Source organism: Lacrimispora xylanolytica (genome assembly GCF_026723765.1).
In the GTDB taxonomy this organism is placed as follows: domain Bacteria; phylum Bacillota; class Clostridia; order Lachnospirales; family Lachnospiraceae; genus Lacrimispora; species Lacrimispora xylanolytica.
Window position 1 is genome coordinate 3,456,465 of the sequence record NZ_CP113524.1, and the last position, 17,106, is coordinate 3,473,570.

The window sequence follows — 17,106 nt, forward strand, 5'->3', positions numbered from 1 at the left end:
AGTCTGCTAGCAGCCAGTGAGCCAGTCGTAAAGCTCCTGATATTTCATGGCAGAAGTTTTCCATGAAAAATCCTTTGTCATAGCACGGCAGACAAGCAGGTTCCACTCTTTCTTTTTATCGTAGAAAATGCTTTCCGCATACCGAATGATCCCAAGCATCTCATGGGCATTGTAATTGGAGAAGGAGAAGCCGGTCCCGCTCTTCTCATATTCATTGTAAGGCTCTACGGTATCCTTTAACCCTCCGGTCTCCCTGACAATGGGGAGTGTTCCATAGCGAAGCGACATCAGCTGACTGAGCCCGCATGGTTCAAATAAGGAAGGCATGAGAAATGCATCACATGCTGCATAGATCTTGTGGGACATGGCCTCTGAATAATATATATTCGCAGAAACCTTATCCTGATACTTCCATGCGTAATGACGGAACATATTCTCGTAACGTTCATCTCCGGTTCCAAGGATGACAAGCTGAATCTCATCCTGACACAGTTCATCCATGATGCACTGAATCAGGTCAAGTCCCTTCTGATCCGTCAGTCTGGATACAATGCCGATCATAAATTTGTTTTCATCCTGAGCAAGGCCAAGTTCCTTTTGAAGAGCTGTCTTATTCTTACTCTTTTCGTTTTGAACGTTTTCGAAATTATAATTCTGTACAATGTATGTGTCATTCTCAGGATTGAATTCTTCGTAATCAATCCCGTTTACGATACCTCTAAGACTGCCTTCCCTGGCACGCATCAGGCCATCAAGGCCTTCTCCGTAAAAGGGCATCTGAATTTCCTTTGCATAAGTGTCACTTACTGTAGTGATGGCATCTGCATATACGATGCCGCCTTTTAGCAAGTTACCGTCCTTATATGCCTCCAATTTGTCCGGAGTAAAATAATAATCCGGAAGGCAGGTAAGCCTTTGTATGGTCTTTACATCCCATACGCCCTGAAATTTTAAGTTGTGGATCGTAATCACCGACTTCATGCTGCGAAAAAATTCACCGTCATGAAACCGATCCTTTAACAGAACAGGAATAAGTGCAGTCTGCCAATCATGGCAGTGTACCACATCCGGCTGAAATCCAATGACCGGAAGTGAGGATAAAGCTGCTCTTGAAAAGAAGCAGAATTTTTCCAAATCATATAACCAGTCCCCATATGGTTTGGGGCCATTAAAATAACTTTCATTGTCTATGAAATAAAACGTGATACCTTCGTAAACATATTGAAGAATTCCCACATATCTGCTCTGATCCAGATAGTCCATATAAAAGTGATCAATATAGGTCATCTGGTTTCTCAGTTCTTCTTTGATGCATAAATACTTGGGAATCATGACTCTGATATCAAAATGCTCTTTGGGAAAACACTTGGGAAGGGAACCTACAACGTCTGCAAGTCCTCCAGTTTTGATAAAAGGTACTGCCTCTGATGCTACGAAAAGTATCTTCTTCATCCACAAACCTCCCTTATCCTTACCACTAAAATGGTGGCATCTGTTAGTCTATAGTATACTTCATTTTAAAGAAATAAGGAAGTATCTTTCCGTATATTTAGGAAAGTTTAGGAAAGTTTTTTGTAATCAAGTCGTATTTTATCTGCGATTAATGCGATAAACTCTGAGTTTGTGGGTTTTCCTTTGCCAGTACTTACCGTATAACCAAATAATTCATTGATGGTATCCATCTTTCCTCTGCTCCAGGCTACTTCGATCGCATGACGGATGGCTCTTTCTACTCTGCTTGGTGTTGTCTGGTGTTTTTTAGCTATAGAAGGATAAAGTATCTTAGTGACTGAAGTAAGCATCTCCTGGTCCTGTACAGAAATGACAATGGCATCCCGAAGGTACTGGTATCCTTTGATATGGGCAGGAATTCCAATTTCGTGGAGCATCTGTGTTACATCATTTTCCAGATTCTGCTCCATATATTCGGTTTTATTGACATAAGGCTTCACCTTTTTCATCCCCTGTAAATTAGGTGCTTTTGTCTTTCTCTGACCCACTCTTCGAACCTTATCGACGATAATTTCCTTATTGAATGGTTTCATTATGTAATAATTTGCTCCCATGCGAAACGCGTCTTCGGTAATATTCTCGCTTCCTGCCGCTGTTACCATAATAAACGACGGTATCTTTGTAACAGAACCGTTGCCCCTAACTCGTTCCATTACTGTTATTCCGTCCATTCTCGGCATAATTACATCCAATAAGACAACGTCAGGATTTGTTTTGAGGATCATGTTATAAGCATCTTCGCCATTATCCGCTCTGCCTACAACGTGGAAATCCTCCTCTCCTTCCAGTATATCGTTCAACAGATTTAGTGTCTGAAGGTTATCATCGGCAATTGCAATACTGATTTCTGACATAGTAATACTCTCCTCCTGATTCATAAAAATAAAATAAAACTAGTGTATAGCCATTATAATCTTGCCTCAGCTTATGCCGCAATGGAATTCTATCGCAGGATTCGACAAATAATGATTTTTACAAGCTGATTTCCAAATTTTTCCAAATTTCTAAAAATGTCGAACCGATAAAATGCCTTTTTGCATCTTGATTCGCTCCCAGCCCCCCTTTTTAACCAGTGTTGAAATTTGATGCTCCGTGTCGGCAAAAAAATCCGGCCTTGTTCTATTCCTGGTTCTTATACTAACATATTCCCTCTGCCTTGAAAAGTGTTAATCATCAGATTAATATAATTTATCTTACTTTTTTTTAGATTTTTTGAGATTCAAAGTATTTATTTACATACATTTCAAACATTACGGGCAGAATGTAATAGAAGAAAAGGACAGCACTGTAATCCCATTACAATCCTGTCCTTTTCCTACCATATTAAAATTTAATGATTCAACATGTTCTCGATAAAGATTCCGTAACCTCTTGTAGAATCCTGAATGAAAACATGAGTCACCGCACCAATGAGCTTACCGTCCTGAATAATAGGGCTTCCTGACATACCCTGGACAATACCTCCAGTGAGTGCTAAAAGATCCGGATCTGTGACTTTAATGACCATTCCTTTGCTTTTGTGAGCCGTGGAGTAATCCACACGCTGTATTTCAATCTCATAATCTCTTATCTTACCGGATACATCACTTCTGACGTATGCAACGCCCTTTTTTACATCCTGACGGTATCCGATGGGTATGGCATCCTGCTTTATATTTTGCTTAAAGCGGTCGTTTACTGTTCCGAATATTCCTTCTTCTGTGTTGGCTGTAATCGTTCCAAGAGTGGAGCCAGGGCCGTAATAGATAATGCCGCTCATCACTCCCGGTTTCCCGAAGGTGCCTTTTTCAATTCCCATAATTGCTGTTTCATAGAGAGAGCCGTCTGTAATCTGTACTACATTGCCGGTATCACTGTCACTGATTCCGTGACCAAGTGCTCCGAACTGACCATTCATATCCACATAGGTCATGGTACCGATTCCCTGAGTGTCATCTCTGACCCAGACGCCGAGTTTATAGGTGCCATCTTCGGTCTGAACAGGATTCATCTTTACATCAATGGTTTCCCCATTTCTTCTGACCTTTAAAATTGCTTCCGCAGCGCCTATCTTGTTTAATTCACTCATCAGGGTTTCTTTGTCTTTTAGCGGAGTTCCGTTAATGGTTTCAATGTAATCACCAGATTGCAGAATGCCAAATGCTGGTTCCGTTGTCATTCCGTCCTTTTTTGTTACATCTCCAGTACCTATGACCATGATACCATTGGATTTTAAATAAATTCCAATTGGAGTGCCGCATGGAACGGCATACTTGGTATCTACCACGTTGACCTGTATGTCTTTTAGCTGAATAAAGCCAAAAAGCTTCAGGCCCAGTTTGTAGCTTCCCTGATTTTTAGAATACACAGAGAAGGGCTCGTTTAACTGCAGGTGGATCTGATCGGAAGGGATATTGGAACCATTGCTTAGGACCACTTCCTCACTGTCTGAATGGAGGGTTACATCAAAAGGCATGGAGAAATGAAATTGTTCTTCTTCCTCTGCTACAATATTCAATTTGTCGGGGATCACCCGTTTCATATAGAACCAGGAAAACCCGATGCAAAAGACCAGGCTGATCCAGAACGCTCTCACGATAAGCTTATGAACTTTGTTTTTACCCATCTCACATACCTCCTTAGAAGAATAAAGGAGACAATTTTTTTGGCTCCTCTCATAGTATGTGAGAAAAAAGTAAAAACACTCTGTCATATTTTAGTTGAATTCATTTAATTTTGGTCATTGTTTTTTTGACAGCAAGCCGTTTCATCTCTCTGGCGTTCTCTCTGACTGCTTCCGTGATCTTTGCACCACCGAGAAGTCTTGCCAGTTCTTCCACCATCTCCCCATCATTCAGCGTACGAATGGTGGTTTGAGTCATTCCATCTTTTGCCGATTTTAAAATTTCAAAATGAGCATCGGCCATAGCGGCAATCTGAGGCAGATGGGTAATTAAGATCACCTGATGGCTGTTTGCGATATAGGAAAGCTTTTCTGATACCTTCTGCGCTGTCCTGCCGCTGATTCCAGTGTCGATTTCATCAAAAATCAAAGTAGGGATATCATCGGAATCGGCAAGGACTGTTTTCACTGCCAGCATGATTCTTGATAACTCTCCGCCGGAAGCCACCTGGCCAAGAGGCTTTAAGGATTCGCCAGGATTTGTGGAAATAACAAATTCTGCTTCGTCATAACCGTTTGATGTATAGTGGTCCAGACGTTTAAATTCCATAGAAAATTCCACATCTAAAAAGTTTAAATCATTTAAGCCTGCTTTGATTTTTTTTGTCAGTTCTTTTGCCGTGTCTTTTCTCATATAAGATAATTGTCCGCATAAGTCGTCCAGTTTATCCTCGATTTCCTTAATATCCTGTTCTGTTTTCCGCTTTAAGCTGTCGTAATCTTCAAGCTCCTGTAAGCGTATCCTTTTTTCTTCCAGATTTGTAAAAATCTGACTTACACTTTTGCCGTACTTGGCTTCCAGATTATGTATGACATCAAGCCTTTCCTCGATTTGACTGTATTCTTCCTCATCAAATGACATATCATCCATATAAGAAGAAATTTCATGGTTGATGTCACTTAAAATAGAGTCCGCATCAAACAGCTGATCTCTGATTGCTGACAGCCTTTCATCATAAGAAGCAACGGATTCCATCTCTTTTAAAGCCCGGCTGATTAAATCCGTGCTCACAGCAGAATACGCTTGGGAAAGACTTTCGGCTATTTTTTTTCCGTGAAGAAACAGGCGGTATCTGGAAGTAAGCTCTTCTTCCTCTCCATCCTTTAAATCAGCGTTTTCTATCTCTTCCATCTCAAAACGGATGAAATCCATTTCCCTGAGTCTGGTCTCTTCATCAAGAGCAAAGGTAGAAAGACGTTCCTTTAGCCGGCAATATTCCCGGTATGCTTCTGCAATATTCTCTTTTAGCTCATGGGACTTTTTATCCTGGTATCGGTCCAGAATCTCGAGATGTTTTGATTTGTAGAGTAAAGACTGGTGTTCATGCTGTCCATGGATATCAATTAATAGTCCGGTGATATCCCGCAGCTTTCCTGCGGTCACCGTTTCGTCATTGATTTTGCTCAGACTTCTGGAAGGCATGATTTTTTTTGAAATGATTACCGTACCATCGCCGTCGGGATGGACGTCATATTCCTTTAACATGGAAAGCTTTTCTGGATCGCTGACCGTAAAGATCAGTTCAATATAAGCATAATCCGCGCCCTTTCTGATGATGTCCTTGGGTACCTTGCCTCCCAAAGCTATGGTCACAGAGCCGATGATAATTGATTTTCCGGCACCGGTCTCACCGGTCAGGACATTCAGTCCTTCCTTAAATTCTACATCGGCCTTTTCAATCAGGGCTAAGTTTCTTACGTGTAATTCTGAAAGCATGGCAGCCTCCTTATCCCGTAATAAGTTTTTTCAGTTTGTCCATCATCAGGATGGTATCATCGGAGCTTCTTATGGCGCACATGATGGTGTCATCTCCAGCAATGCAGCCCACCATTTCATTAAAGTGAAGGGCGTCAAGAGCCGCAGCTACAGCCATAGCCATACCTGAGACCGTTTTAATGACAAGAATGTTCTGTGCCATGTCCATGGACAAGTATCCATCTTTTAAAATTCTTATATATTTATCGCTGAATGAGCTCTGGCTCTGAAGCACCATATAACGCTGTTTTCCAGATTCTGAAGGAACTTTTGTTAATTTAAGCTCCCTGATATCTCTGGATACGGTAGCCTGAGTTACCGCAAAACCAGCCTTATTTAAATATTCCGCCAGCTCTTCCTGTGTCTCGATTTCATGTTTTCCGATGAGTTCCACAATTTTGCTGTGTCGTTCCAGTTTCATTATGTTTCCTCCTTATATACCGGTCATCTTATTACGCAGGTTATCTAAAAACGAGATATGTTTCAGCTTAACCAGTATGGTCTTACCCTCTGACCTGCCGATTTCCACCATATCCCCGGGGCAAAGCCTCATTTGGGTATCCCCATCAAAAACTGCTTCCTGATAGATATCTTCCTGCCCCATCATCTCCACCCGTATGGAGTCATCGGAAGACAGAACAATGCTTCTGGCTCCCAGAACATGAGAACAGATGGGTGTTAATACAAGCATCCGGGAATCCGGCACCAGAATCGGCCCTCCGGCAGAAAGGTTATAAGCCGTAGAACCAGTTGGAGTTGCAGCTATGAGGCCATCCGCCCGGTACTCATTAAAGTATTCTCCATTGACAAAAACCTTAAATTTAAGAACCTTCAGCTTCTGGTTTCTGATAATAACGATCTCATTTAAGGCAATATCCTGAAATATTTTTTCACCGGAGCGGGTGATGGAACCATGTAACATCATCCGTTCTTCCAGTGTGTAATCTCCTGAAAGGAGGGAGGCAAGAGCTCCGTATATCTCTTCGGTGCGGGATATCTGGGTCAGGTATCCAAGTGTGCCCCGGTTGATTCCAAGTATGGGAATGTTACGGCCGGCCAAGTCTCTGGCTGCCTGAATGAGGGTGCCATCTCCCCCAAGGGTGATGATACAGTCTGTTTCTTCAGGTACCATGGCTGAGTCCGTATAATGGCTGCCCGGATAATCTTCTTTTTTATTGCTTCCTCCAATGACACAAGTAGCGCCATGAGATAAAAGATATTGACTGATGGTATCTGCAGTCTCCTTCGCACCTTCCTTATCCGGATTCATGATTACATAAAAATGTTTCATATAATTGCTCCTTACCTGCCACCACTTAGCTGTTCATGAGCCTCAGCAACAACCCGCTCCGGATCTGCCTCCATGCTTGGAGATAATCCCTCTGACTGGCAGTTTTTCAAATGTAGTAAATATTCAATATTCCCTTCCGGGCCTTTGATCGGAGAAAACTCCAGATGAAGGACGGAAAAACCGATGGAAAGTGCATATTGGATTACCGCTTCTATTACCTCAAGGTGGACTGACTTTTCTCTGACCACCCCTTTTTTGCCAACCTTTTCACGGCCTGCTTCAAATTGGGGCTTAATGAGACAGACAATCTCTCCGTCTTCCTTAAGAAGATTTTTGACTGGGCCTAATACCTTTGTTAAAGATATAAAAGAAACGTCAATGGATGAAAATTCAATGGGATCTCCAATGTCTTCCGGTGTCACATACCTGATGTTGGTTTTCTCCATGCAGACCACTCGCTTATCTTCCCTCAGCTTCCAGGCAAGCTGACCGTGTCCCACATCCACTGCATACACCTTGACCGCACCATTTTGCAGCATGCAATCGGTAAAGCCGCCGGTGGAAGAACCAACGTCCATACAGACCTTACCCATAAGAGTCACATCAAAATGAGTCATAGCCTTCTCAAGCTTTAATCCGCCCCGGCTTACATATTTTAAGGTGTTCCCTCTCACTTCAATGACAGAAGTTTCAGGAAAAGCGGTTCCTGCCTTGTCTTCTTTGTCTCCGTCCACATAGACGATTCCAGACATGATAAGGGCTTTGGCTTTTTCTCTGGACTCTGCCAGGCCCTGCTTTACTAAAAGCACATCCAGTCTTTCTTTCATTCCTTTTTCTCTTTCCCTGTTTCGTCTTTATAATGTTTCCATTCGGTATCCTGGCGTTCCAGATCAAGATACTCTTTTTTCAATCGCCAGATAATGGAATCGCTGTCAATCCCCAACCCTTTTCTAAGAAGGGATACGTTGCCATGTTCTACATAAGAATCCGGCAATGCAATGTTTACCACCTTTATATGGGGATAATTCTCATGAATATAATTGGTTATATTAAGGCCATAGCCGCCCTGAAGTACATTCTCTTCCATGGTAACCATAAGCCAATGGTCTTTCGCCAGAGAATCAACCAGTTCTTTGTCAAAGGGCTTAATGAACCGTCCGTTTGCAAGGGTACAGTTCCAGCCGTCTGCTTTCAGCTTTTCTCTTACATGTTCTCCTGTGCTGACCATGCTTCCTACTGCCAAAAGAGCGATGTCCTTTTCTTTATAGAGCATCTCACCTTTTCCAAATTCAATGGGACTGCGAAACTCCTTTAGTCCCTGGTATGCCTCTCCTCTTGGATAACGAACGGCTATAGGAGCGCCATAGGATAAGGCAAATTCCATCCCATCCATCAGCTCCCATAAGTTTTTCGGCGCAAAAACGCTCATACTTGGAACGGCTGTTAAGAAGGAATAATCAAAGATTCCCTGATGGGTCTCTCCGTCACTGCCCACAAGTCCGGCCCTGTCTACTGCAAATACCACAGGGAGATTCTGGATGCACACATCATGAAGCACCTGATCAAATCCACGCTGCAAAAAAGAGGAATACACAGCTACCACAGGCTTTAAACCTCCTGCTGCCATTCCTGCTGCCGAGGTTACGGCATGCTGCTCTGCTATCCCCACATCAAAAAAGCGGTTCGGAAACTGTTTGGCGAAACGTTTTAAACCGGTTCCGTCAGGCATGGCTGCCGTAACTGCCACAATTTTTTCATCTGCCTCAGCCAGACGGCATATGGTCTTTGAGAACACATCCGTATAGCTTGGGTTCTTTTTTTCTTTTTTAGATTCCCCTGTGAGGATATCAAACGGCTCAACTCCATGGAATCTGGAAGGATTCTTCTCTGCAAAAGAATACCCTTTTCCCTTTTGGGTAATGACATGGACCAGAACCGTATGATTAAGCTTCTTAGCCTCTCTAAAGGCTCTCGTCAGCGCCTTTGTATTATGACCGTCTATGGGACCAAGATAGGTAATTCCCATATTCTCAAACAACATGCCTGGAATCAGCAGCTGCTTGATTCCGTTCTTGGTACGGCTGATTTTCTCAATAATAGAGTCTCCGACTACAGGAACCCTGGAAAGGACATTGGTCACATGTTTTTTTAAATCCAGATATCCTTCTCCCGTTCGAATGCTGCTTAAATATGTGGACATACCGCCTACATTCTCGGAAATAGACATGTTATTGTCATTTAGGATAATGATAAAATTCTTTTCCATCCTGGCCGCATTGTTTAAGGCTTCATAGGCCATGCCTCCGGTTAAGGCGCCATCTCCGATGACAGAGACCACATAATGATCCTCTCCCAGAACATCTCTTGCCTGAGCAAGTCCAAGGCCTGCGGAAATAGAAGTAGAGCTGTGGCCTGTATCAAAGGCATCACAGGGGCTCTCTTTTCTCTTTGGGAAGCCGCTGATTCCGCCAAACTGGCGAAGCTCATCAAATGCAGCCTTCCTTCCGCTTAATATCTTATGGGTATAGGACTGATGTCCTACATCCCAAACCACCTTATCTTTTGGAAGGTCAAAGGCCAGATAAATAGCCATGGTAAGCTCAACCACTCCTAAATTGGAAGCAAGATGGCCTCCTATGGTGCTTATTTTTTCCAGTAAAAAATCCCGGATTTCCTGGCTTAAGACATCGAGCTCCTGCTTATTCAGCTTCTTGATGTCTTCCGGTCCGTTTATCTTATCCAATATCATATTTTAATCAAATCCTTTATTTTTCACGGTTTACCAGCATCCGGATCAGTTCTTCCAAGAATTCATTCTTTCCCGGAAGCTCATGAAGAACGGAAACTGCTTCTTCTGAGATACGTTCCACATCCTGCTTCGCCTTAGTCATACCATAGATGGAAACATAGGTAGTTTTATGATTTTTTTCGTCGCTTAATACAGGCTTTCCAAGAACCTCGTTGCTGCTGGTCAAATCAAGGATATCATCCTGGATCTGGAATGCCATACCAATTAAGGCTGCCATACGTTCCACCTGTTTTAATTCCTCTTCCCCCGCTCCGCCAAGCAGCGCACCAATCATCATGGAGGCTTCTAAGAGAGCACCCGTTTTCAAACGGTATATAAATTCAAGTTTTTCTTTTGGAACCGGTTCTCCTGAAAGCTCTACATCAACAGTCTGTCCGCCGATCATTCCAAAAATTCCTGTTTTTTCTGCCAGGATTCCCATAGAACGGGCAACCCGGTCAGCTCTGTCCGTCATAGAAAGGGCCTTAGCCGCCGTCTCCATGGAATAGATAAGAAGTCCATCTCCAGCTAAAACTGCCATGTCGTAGCCAAATTTCACCCATGCCGTAGGAAGCCCCCGGCGCAGGGTGTCATTATCCATACAGGGCAGATCGTCATGGATTAAGGATGAGGTGTGGATCATCTCAATGGCCGCCATAAAGGGCTCAATTTCTTTGCCACTGCCGCCAAATAAGCGGTATGTCTCCTCCATGAGCATAGGGCGGAGCCTTTTTCCTCCTGCCTTCACACTGTAATCCATGGCCTCAAGCACAGTGGCCTGATAGCCGCTCACTTCAGGTAGATAGGATTCCACCACCTGACCGACCTCTTTCATACGGGCAGAAAACAATTCATTAAAGTTCACTTTTTTCACCATTTTCCTCTAATACGATTATCTTCTTTTCTACGTTATCTATCTTCTCATTGCAGGACTTTACAAGCTTCATGCCTGTTTCATAATGCTGAAAGGACTCTTCCAGGGAGCACTCTCCGCTCTCTAACTTTTTGATCAGTTCCTCCAGCTCAGCAAACGTCTCTTCAATGGTCTTTTCTTTTTTCACTGCCATGATGGACCTCCTTATCTCCTATCCGGATCATCCTTTTTTTCCTCGTCACTTTGGTTGATTCTGGAAATCACTGCTTCCATACTTCCATCCCTGACGATGACCTTAATGCCGTCTCCAGCTTTTACCTTGGTCACAGAATCAATTCTATGATCCTTTTGATCCGTTACGAATCCATATCCTCCGCCAATCTTCTTTAAGGGGGACTGAGCCTCTAAACGGCTGGCAAACAACTCAAGCCGGTGCCTGTCACGGACTGTCTGCTTTTCTAACAGAGTCTTCATCCGATTGGCAGCGTTTTCGGCATCTGCCTTATAGCCTGCGGTCATGGAAAGCAAAATGGTCTGGATCTTTATCTCCAGATCAGAAAGCCTCTGACGGCTTTCCCGGATGCTTCTTCTCGGATCAAAATACTTAAGCCGTAACCCATATTGGTCCGCATGGAAGCGGTAGCGTTCCATCTTTCGTTCCATGGTCTTTTTTAAGGTGTTTCGGTACAGCTCCTTCTGCTCTTCAAACAGGGAATAATCAAAAACTGCCAGCTCCGCCGCGGCAGAAGGCGTGGGAGCACGCATATCCGCCACATAATCTGCTATGGTCACATCGGTTTCATGACCGACTGCAGAAATGACTGGAGTGGAGCACTGGAAAATGGCTCTGGCCACAATTTCTTCGTTAAATGCCCATAAATCTTCAATGGAACCGCCTCCCCTTCCCACAATCAGGACATCAAGCCCCATCTGGTCCAGTACCTCGATTCCTTTTGCAATACTCTCTTTTGCATTCTCTCCCTGGACAAGAGCCGGGTAGAGATAAAGCTGCACGTAAGGATTTCTCCTTGCCGATATATTCATAATGTCCCGGATGGCTGCACCGGTGGGAGCTGTTACGATTCCTATGGTCTTTGCATACCTGGGAATGGGCTTTTTATACTCCGCAGAGAACATTCCCATCTCTTCCAGCTCATTACGCAGCTTCTGGAACCGTTCAAACAGATCTCCAAGCCCTTCTCTTGTTATCTCCTGGGCATAGAGCTGATAGCGCCCATCCCGTTCATAAACCTCAATGCTCCCCTTTACCGTTACCTGCTGGCCTTCTTCCATCTGAAAGGAAAGACCCTTTCTGGAACCGGCAAACATCACAGCAGCTATAGACGATTTTCCGTCCTTTAAGGTAAAGTAGATATGTCCGGAGGTATGATACTTGCAGTTGGAGACTTCTCCTTTTACAGAGATGCGGTTCAGCGCAAAGTCCTGGGCAAACATATTCTTGATGTAAGCATTGACCTGGGAAACAGAATAAGCGCCAGCCATATTACACCAGCTTTGCTAAGACTCCGTTGATAAATGCCGGAGCTTCGTTCCCGCCGTACTTTTTAGCCAGTTCCACTGCCTCGTTGATGGCTACCTTTTCCGGAACATCGTCGTCAAATAATATTTCATATAAAGCAAGACGGAGGATTGTAAGTTCGGCTCTGCCCATACGCTTTGTCTTCCAGCCTTCTGCCACTTCATTGATCTTAAGATCCAGTTCCGGTATCTTAACCATGACAGCTTCTGCTCTTTCTTTTAACTGGTCGGAATTCTCACCGCTCATTGACACATCGTGTATGATCTCTTCCTTTCCTTCTTTGTCGAAATCATACTCCATTGGTTCCTCAAAATATTGGATAAGCTGCTCGTCCTTTTCCTCTGCCGGATGGAAATCCGCACAAAAAAGCAGCTTAAAGCAGTGTTCACGCATTTTACTTCTGGTCATTTACCATGGTCCTCCTGTTGGTAATTTTTCTGGGCGTTTGGAATTATTATACCTTACCGTGGTTTATTATACAATAGCAACTTTTCCTTATCCGTATGTGGATTATATGAAACTATCACCGTTTTACGGCATACTGGTTCTTCCCTTTTCGCTTTGCCTGATACAAAGCTTCATCCGCTCGTTTTAAGATGGCATCGTAATCATTTTCATTCTCGCCTACCAGGGTGATTCCAATGCTTGCATGGATATTCCCTGAGATATTAAAGGCATTTAAAATCCGGGCTGCTATGGCTTCCGGCTGCTTTCTGCCTCTCATGCCAAAGAGCCAGATACAGAATTCATCCCCTCCGAAGCGTACGATGACGTCCTCCTGTCTGGTACAGGCATTTAGAATCTGCCCCACTTCTACCAGAACCAGGTCACCTTTGTGGTGTCCGAAGGTATCATTGATCTTTTTAAAATCATCTATATCAAGAAACATGCAGGCGTAGAATCGTTTATTTCCCACTCCTTTTAATCCCTGGGACACAAGCTTTCTTGCAGTTTCCCGGGTATAAACTCCTGTTAAATAATCCTTCTGCGCCCTTTTTTCTTCCTTCTTTCGGTAATGAAGAATACCAAGGATGAGAAGGATGGCGCAGACCAGCATTAACGTGGAGCTTGTAATAAAGCCAAGGGTCAGTCCCCGAATCCGGTTTAGCATGCTTTCATACCGTTCAGCTTCTACCAGGGAGGCTGTCATCCAATCCTCAATTCCAGTGGGTTGAAAAAGCAAGAGCCGTTTTTTATTATTCTCATAATAAATCAGAAATCCGGCCTGTCCGCTTTTTACGACCTCCCTCATCTGCTCTAAGGATTGTCCATCCCGAAACTCCATATCTTTTAGAAGCTCGAATACCGTATCCTTTTGGTCGATTCCTGAGCTTGAGACCATGATCTGGCCTTCCTGAGTAAAAATGAAATTGGCTCCGTAACGGCTTAAGGGACTGTCATCCAAGTACTTTTCTATCTCTGCTGCGGAGTATTCCAGACAGGCAGCGCCTTTTACTTTAGAATCTCTAATGATAGGAACTGCCAGAACAATTCCATCCTGGCCCTCAAAGCCTCCGGGAAGTAGCCTGGAAACATTTTTTTCACCCTTTAAGACCTTCTGGTAGTAAGCTCTCCCGGAAATATCAGCAGTCTCATGGTTCCCATAATATATGGTTCCCTTATCATCTGCCACCCCTAATCTGGAGGTTTCTTTCTCATTTTCCGCTACCAGCTCCCACCAGCTTTCGTTTCCCGATCCATCGGGAGGATCAGAGAATGAGGCAAACAGTTCCAGCCATTCAAGCTTTGACTCGGTCAAGTTCTGCAGATAGCTGAGAATCTTATCATTTTCAAGCTTAATATCCCGGTACGTCTGATCTACGAGACTTTTTTCCACTTCTCTGAAATAATAAAGATTCATCGCAAGGATTCCTGCGATTATCGAAACCACCAGCCCGAACATTCCCATTATCTTTGGCAAGTAATGATTCCCATCCCTATGATTTATCATATTAAAAAACACCTGTCCTTAACATCCTGTCCTAATGCATATGGTTCATTATAAATCCTGTCCATTTTCATTACAAGATAAACTTTATTACGAAAAGCAAAAGAAAAGCGGGGGTAAGGACCTTTGTGGCCCACCCCCGCGATAGATTTGCATCTATTTGTTTTCTTCCATTGCAACACCGGCGATACGGATATTTACATCTAATACCGTAAGACCTGTCATGTTCTCAATTGCAGTCTGTACCTTTTCCTGAACCTTCTCACTGACAGATGGTATGCTGTATCCGTACTTGATGTTTAAGGACAAATCCACAGATACATGCTCCTCAGTCAGCTCGACCTTAACGCCTTTTGATAAATTTTTCATGCCCAGCTTCGCCACCAGTTCATTGGTGATGTTGCCCGCCATGGAATCTACACCTTCTACTTCGGTTGCAGCAAGACCCGCGATGATAGCAACTACATCATCTGCAATCTGCACTTCGCCGATTTTATCTTTTTCATATACTTTGTGAGTATTTCTGATTTCTGCTTCTGCCACAGCAATTCCCTCCTGTACTAAATTTTCCGGGTTATGGAATCATTATAGCAAAATTGTCCATCGTTTGCAAAGGCTTTTTATTCACCCAGCTTCATAAGGGTGATCACAATATTTTCTGCTCCGACTTCTGCTTTTCTCTTTACAATATCTTCAATCTGTGCGCGCTGCGGATCGGTGATGCTGGAGGCATTGATGACAACATCTACTTTACCGCTGGAAATGCTGACGACTGGATCTGAAAATCCTTTTGCAAGAAGAAGGGTTTCTGCTGCATTTTCTTTTTCGGAAACAGCTGTCATATCAATCATTTCCTGAATGGCCTGCTGTTTTGCGGACTCTTCCAGGTTCGGATTGTTAATCAGATTCATTAAGGTCTCTTTATTTCTTGCCCTTACCTGTTCTCTGTTTAACTGTACGCTGGATATGTAATCTGTTACGCTCATTCCGCTTGTTAAAACGGCTTCTCCCGGATTATCAAGTCCGGCGTCTGCTGCTTTTGTCTCGGCTGCGGCTGCTACCTGGTCTGCGGCTGCTACCTGCTCTGCGGCTGCCTTTGTCTCGCCTGCTGCTGTGCTCTCAGAGTTTGCAACGTCTTTGTTTCCTTCTGACGTTGTTTCTGCGGCTGCCAGTTTATCAATATCCGATGCATCCTGATCCAGACTTGCAATATCCTGGCCGGAAGAACTCTCATTTAAGGCTTTGTTCTCCGCTAAGACGTCTTCTTCGGATATATCAGTCATACCTGCTTCAAACACATCTTTACCTGAAACCGCCTCCTGTTTCCCGGCATAATTTAAATACCCGGCGGCAGCTATCATAACGGCCAGTGTGGTAATGATGATCTGATTTCTTCTGAACAGTTTCTTCATATCCATTTTCTTTGGGGTTTTAGGGACATTTGGTTCATTGCTTGTTTTCCAACTTCTCATACCTGACACTCCTTTTTATTCCACCCTCTTTAATACTTTTATTTTATGTGGGGGCAGGTTAAATAATGCTTCCATGGCACTGGAAATTTCTGCTTTCACCGTAGGACTGCCTCCGCCCTGGGCACTTATGATGATTCCTTCTATTTCCGGACTTATCTCTTTCTCCACAATAGGAGCCGTATTTTCTCCAGAACCGGTCAAAATGGTATTCTCCTGCTGTTCTTTGTTGGTGATATTTCTGGTTCCGCCGGAGCTGTCATTTTCCACGGTGGAAGAATCGGTTGTGTTTCTGTCCACCCTGAGCACCTTTTCCTTTGAGGATTTCAGCACGATCATCACATCCACCTGACCAACTCCATCTACGGTTTTTAACAGCTTTCTCACCCTTAATTCCAGCTGCTCCTCATAGGTATTGTCTGCGTTTGCGGCTACAGCCGTATCTTTCTCTGGCAGCTCTGTCACAATTCCCTTTTGCAGCTCTGTCTTATTTTTGCTCTCCGATGCTGTTCCAGTCTTTCCTGCACTGCCTGGACCGGAGGGAATCGCAAGGATCAGGATGATCATTCCAACCGCCAGCAGGATCAGCCATTTATCCTTTCCCATCTTCCACTTGAATTTCAATATCCTGTTCCTCCAAATCATAATATTCAGCAATCTTCCTTCTAAGACCTGATACTTGTGAATTTTCTTCTTGTCTCCCTTTTTCTTCTTTCTTCGGAGGGGAACCCGTGATTTTTACTCCTTCTACTTTGGCCACTTTTTCAATGGGTTCGATTTCTTTCACCGCAGGAACAGCTTCTTCCCCTTCTTCGCCTTCTTGCCCTTTTTGTACTTCTGGCGTAAGGATTAAGGACACCCGGACCACATGCCCGAACTTCTTGCTGTCCTGATCCTGGCTGATTTCTGCCTTTGACACGCTGCACCCAAAACCAGCAGAGGCTGCCATTGTTTTTAAATCCCCGGAAACAGCCTCCTCGTATTTGCTCATCATTTTATTCAGCCTTTGTCCTTCCATCTTTGCGATTTCTCCAGTAAGCTCTCCTGCCTCTTTTTTCAAACTGATGGATTCGAAATAGTAGGCAAGTGTATCGTCAAGCCTAAGCCCCCCTGTAATCGGCTTTAGAACAAGAAGGATCAGTACCACTCCGGCAAAAAAGCGGATGTATTTTTCATACTTCTTGTTAGGCAGAAGATTCACCACAACTGTGATAAATATAAGATAATATATAATGCTGCGTATCCAATCAAACAATTGTTCCATGT

General features: G+C 43.7%; 17 protein-coding genes. All 17 read right to left on the reverse strand.

What is annotated here, in order from left to right:
• Window positions 1–6 precede the first annotated feature (6 nt).
• The 17 genes from glgA to OW255_RS16235 all read right to left on the reverse strand — a co-directional run bounded on the left by glgA (window position 7) and on the right by OW255_RS16235 (window position 17,104).
• The gene (gene glgA / locus OW255_RS16155; RefSeq protein WP_268114654.1) at window positions 7–1,452 is read right to left on the reverse strand and encodes a glycogen synthase GlgA; all 1,446 of its coding nucleotides are present in this window, start codon (window positions 1,450–1,452) and stop codon (window positions 7–9) included.
• A 107-nt stretch (window positions 1,453–1,559) separates the two neighbouring features.
• Complete coding sequence (spo0A, locus tag OW255_RS16160) at window positions 1,560–2,366, reverse strand: sporulation transcription factor Spo0A (RefSeq protein ID WP_024838684.1); 807 nt, start codon at window positions 2,364–2,366, stop codon at window positions 1,560–1,562.
• 476 nt (window positions 2,367–2,842) lie between these two features.
• Window positions 2,843–4,117: a SpoIVB peptidase gene (spoIVB, locus tag OW255_RS16165; protein ID WP_024838685.1), complete on the reverse strand. Its 1,275-nt coding sequence runs from the start codon at window positions 4,115–4,117 to the stop codon at window positions 2,843–2,845.
• A gap of 100 nt (window positions 4,118–4,217) precedes the next feature.
• Window positions 4,218–5,891: a DNA repair protein RecN gene (recN, locus tag OW255_RS16170; protein WP_024838686.1), complete on the reverse strand. Its 1,674-nt coding sequence runs from the start codon at window positions 5,889–5,891 to the stop codon at window positions 4,218–4,220.
• A 10-nt stretch (window positions 5,892–5,901) separates the two neighbouring features.
• The gene (argR, locus tag OW255_RS16175) at window positions 5,902–6,351 is read right to left on the reverse strand and encodes an arginine repressor (protein ID WP_024838687.1); all 450 of its coding nucleotides are present in this window, start codon (window positions 6,349–6,351) and stop codon (window positions 5,902–5,904) included.
• A gap of 12 nt (window positions 6,352–6,363) precedes the next feature.
• On the reverse strand, window positions 6,364–7,221 hold the full coding sequence (locus OW255_RS16180; RefSeq protein WP_268114655.1) for an NAD(+)/NADH kinase: 858 nt from the start codon (window positions 7,219–7,221) through the stop codon (window positions 6,364–6,366).
• Window positions 7,222–7,232: 11 nt separating this feature from the next.
• Window positions 7,233–8,048, reverse strand: coding sequence for a TlyA family RNA methyltransferase (locus OW255_RS16185; protein ID WP_268114656.1), 816 nt, complete (start codon window positions 8,046–8,048; stop codon window positions 7,233–7,235).
• Window positions 8,045–9,970, reverse strand: coding sequence for a 1-deoxy-D-xylulose-5-phosphate synthase (gene dxs / locus OW255_RS16190; RefSeq protein WP_024838690.1), 1,926 nt, complete (start codon window positions 9,968–9,970; stop codon window positions 8,045–8,047). The genes OW255_RS16185 and dxs overlap by 4 nt, the downstream gene beginning before the upstream one ends.
• 16 nt (window positions 9,971–9,986) lie before the next feature.
• Window positions 9,987–10,886 carry a polyprenyl synthetase family protein gene (locus OW255_RS16195; RefSeq protein ID WP_197029695.1) on the reverse strand — a complete coding sequence of 300 codons (900 nt, stop codon included), beginning with the start codon at window positions 10,884–10,886 and terminating at the stop codon, window positions 9,987–9,989.
• Window positions 10,864–11,076, reverse strand: coding sequence for an exodeoxyribonuclease VII small subunit (gene xseB / locus OW255_RS16200; RefSeq protein ID WP_024838692.1), 213 nt, complete (start codon window positions 11,074–11,076; stop codon window positions 10,864–10,866). The genes OW255_RS16195 and xseB overlap by 23 nt, the downstream gene beginning before the upstream one ends.
• A gap of 11 nt (window positions 11,077–11,087) precedes the next feature.
• On the reverse strand, window positions 11,088–12,386 hold the full coding sequence (gene xseA, locus OW255_RS16205; protein WP_024838693.1) for an exodeoxyribonuclease VII large subunit: 1,299 nt from the start codon (window positions 12,384–12,386) through the stop codon (window positions 11,088–11,090).
• 1 nt (window position 12,387) lies between these two features.
• Window positions 12,388–12,831: a transcription antitermination factor NusB gene (gene nusB / locus OW255_RS16210; protein ID WP_024838694.1), complete on the reverse strand. Its 444-nt coding sequence runs from the start codon at window positions 12,829–12,831 to the stop codon at window positions 12,388–12,390.
• A 115-nt stretch (window positions 12,832–12,946) separates the two neighbouring features.
• Window positions 12,947–14,374 carry a sensor domain-containing diguanylate cyclase gene (locus tag OW255_RS16215; protein WP_268114657.1) on the reverse strand — a complete coding sequence of 476 codons (1,428 nt, stop codon included), beginning with the start codon at window positions 14,372–14,374 and terminating at the stop codon, window positions 12,947–12,949.
• 153 nt (window positions 14,375–14,527) lie between these two features.
• Entirely contained in the window at window positions 14,528–14,914 is a 387-nt protein-coding gene (locus OW255_RS16220; RefSeq protein WP_024838696.1) for an Asp23/Gls24 family envelope stress response protein, read from the reverse strand.
• A gap of 77 nt (window positions 14,915–14,991) precedes the next feature.
• Window positions 14,992–15,843: a SpoIIIAH-like family protein gene (locus tag OW255_RS16225; protein WP_268114658.1), complete on the reverse strand. Its 852-nt coding sequence runs from the start codon at window positions 15,841–15,843 to the stop codon at window positions 14,992–14,994.
• Window positions 15,844–15,858: 15 nt separating this feature from the next.
• A complete protein-coding gene (locus tag OW255_RS16230) occupies window positions 15,859–16,485 on the reverse strand; it encodes a stage III sporulation protein AG (RefSeq protein WP_268114659.1) in 627 nt (208 codons plus the stop codon).
• Window positions 16,433–17,104, reverse strand: a complete 672-nt coding sequence (locus tag OW255_RS16235) for a stage III sporulation protein AF (protein WP_268114660.1) — start codon at window positions 17,102–17,104, stop codon at window positions 16,433–16,435. Before OW255_RS16235 ends, OW255_RS16230 begins: the two co-directional genes overlap by 53 nt.
• Between the last annotated feature and the right edge of the window lie 2 nt (window positions 17,105–17,106).